This is a genomic window from Bowmanella yangjiangensis (genome assembly GCF_017255015.1).
In the GTDB taxonomy this organism is placed as follows: Bacteria; Pseudomonadota; Gammaproteobacteria; order Enterobacterales; family Alteromonadaceae; genus Bowmanella; species Bowmanella yangjiangensis.
Map to the genome: position 1 here is coordinate 1 of NZ_JAFKCS010000158.1, position 1,833 is coordinate 1,833.

Below are 1,833 nucleotides of genomic sequence, written 5' to 3' on the forward strand. Positions count from 1 at the left end.
CTACAGCAACAACGATCAGCTCGATCCGATCGCCTACGATGGCACTTCAGGGAGCAACACCAATGCCATCGCGGTGAACGACTTCGCCGATCTGGAAGATGTTCTGGTCCAGACCGCGCAGGCGACACCGATCAGCGGCAATCTGACCGACGGCGTCAATGGCTTCGGTGCCGATGGCGGGCGGGTCAAGTCGGTGGTGGTCAATGGCGTGACCTACACCTTCAATGTCGGTGTCAACCCGACCATCACCGGTTCGGACGGCAGCGTGGTCAATGGCATGACCCTGAATCTGGTCCTGGCCGCCGGGGCGATGCTCTCGGTGAACATGGCGACGGGCGAGTACAGCTATGTGTCTGCCGCCAACGTGGGTAGCGGCACGACCCAGCAGGTCGGCTTCATCCTGATCGACAACGATGGCGACCAGAGCGGCCTGGCGAACCTGACCATCACGGTCGATCCGGCGGACGGCCCGATGGTGGCGCGCGATGACTATGTGATCTCACGCAGCAGCAGCTTCGACATCCCGGACTGGGCCCTGCTGGCCAATGACGGTGGGCCCAACAGCTCGATCCAGGCGATCACCAGCATCGTCTCGACTGCAGGCCTGACGGCAGTCCACGGCAGTTCCTCGGTCGCGGTGTCTTCGGCCAGCGATGGTGAGTCCTTCGTCTACCAGAGCCAGGCCGGAGGCCAGACTGCACAGGCCAAGGTGACGATCGTCGAGATCGATAACAGCGGTTCGGTGGACGGCAGCTTCCTTGACGAAATACTCATCGATAACAACAGCGGCAGGACCCTCAACGGCTACAGCGGTGACGACATCCTGATCGGCAATGGCGGCAATGACACGCTCAATGGCGGTGACGGTAACGACATCCTGGTGGGCGGTACGGGCAGCGACACGCTCAACGGTGGCGATGGCAATGACACGGCCAGCTACATCGATGCCACCAGTGGGGTGAACATCACGCTGAACAACTCCGGTAACGCCAGTGGCGGTAGCGTGAGTGGCTGGGCCTCGGGTGATCAGTTGAGCAGTATCGAGAACCTGATCGGATCGAACTTCAACGACACTCTCGTTGGCGGCAACCAGGACAACGTGCTCGGCGGCCTGTTGGGCAACGACACGCTGTACGGTGGCGGCGGTAACGATGTGCTGATCGGCGGTCGCGGCAACGACACCATGAGCGGTGGGTCGTTGGGCAACAGCAGTGGCCAGGACTCCTTCGTCTGGCTCAACGGCGACACGGGTATCGATACGGTGCTCAACTTCGTGCGCAACTTCAACGCGGGGGGCGACGGTGATCGCCTGGATCTCTCCGACCTGCTGGTCGGCGAGAGTGGCTCCTCCGGCGATATCGGCAACCTGCTCGACTACCTGCAGATCACCTCCAGTGAGCTGCCCGGCCAGGGGACTTCGGCCTGGGATACGACGATCAAGATCAGTGCCATGGGCACGGGCGACTTCAGCAGCCCGGATCAGACCATCGTGTTGCAGGACGTCAACCTGCTGGGTGACAGCAGCGTGGGTGGATACGGTGCCGGGGGGGATACCGGTAGCGTGATCCTGGCCATGCTCAATGACGGTACTTTAAATGTAGATACGGTCTGACCTTCACTTATATGATCGACCCGCTACCTTTTCAGGTAGCGGGTTTTTTTTGGCCAGGAGAGAGCAGGCATGGTCTATGTACAGCGTGACGCCGCCGGGCGTTTGCTGCGAGTCGAATACGAACCCTTCGAGGGCATGACGGAAAACCTGGCAGTCGAAAGCGAAGAACTGCACAACTGGCTGGCCGCCAAGGAGGAGGTCAAGGCCCGCCTGGATAGCCT

At 61.1% G+C, this 1,833-nt stretch carries 1 protein-coding gene; it reads left to right on the top strand.

Annotated elements, in window-relative coordinates; genetic code table 11:
* A partial coding sequence (locus tag J0A65_RS27765) for a calcium-binding protein (protein WP_206596606.1) occupies nt 1-1,612 on the top strand: 1,612 nt, incomplete at its 5' end.
* Between the last annotated feature and the right edge of the window lie 221 nt (nt 1,613-1,833).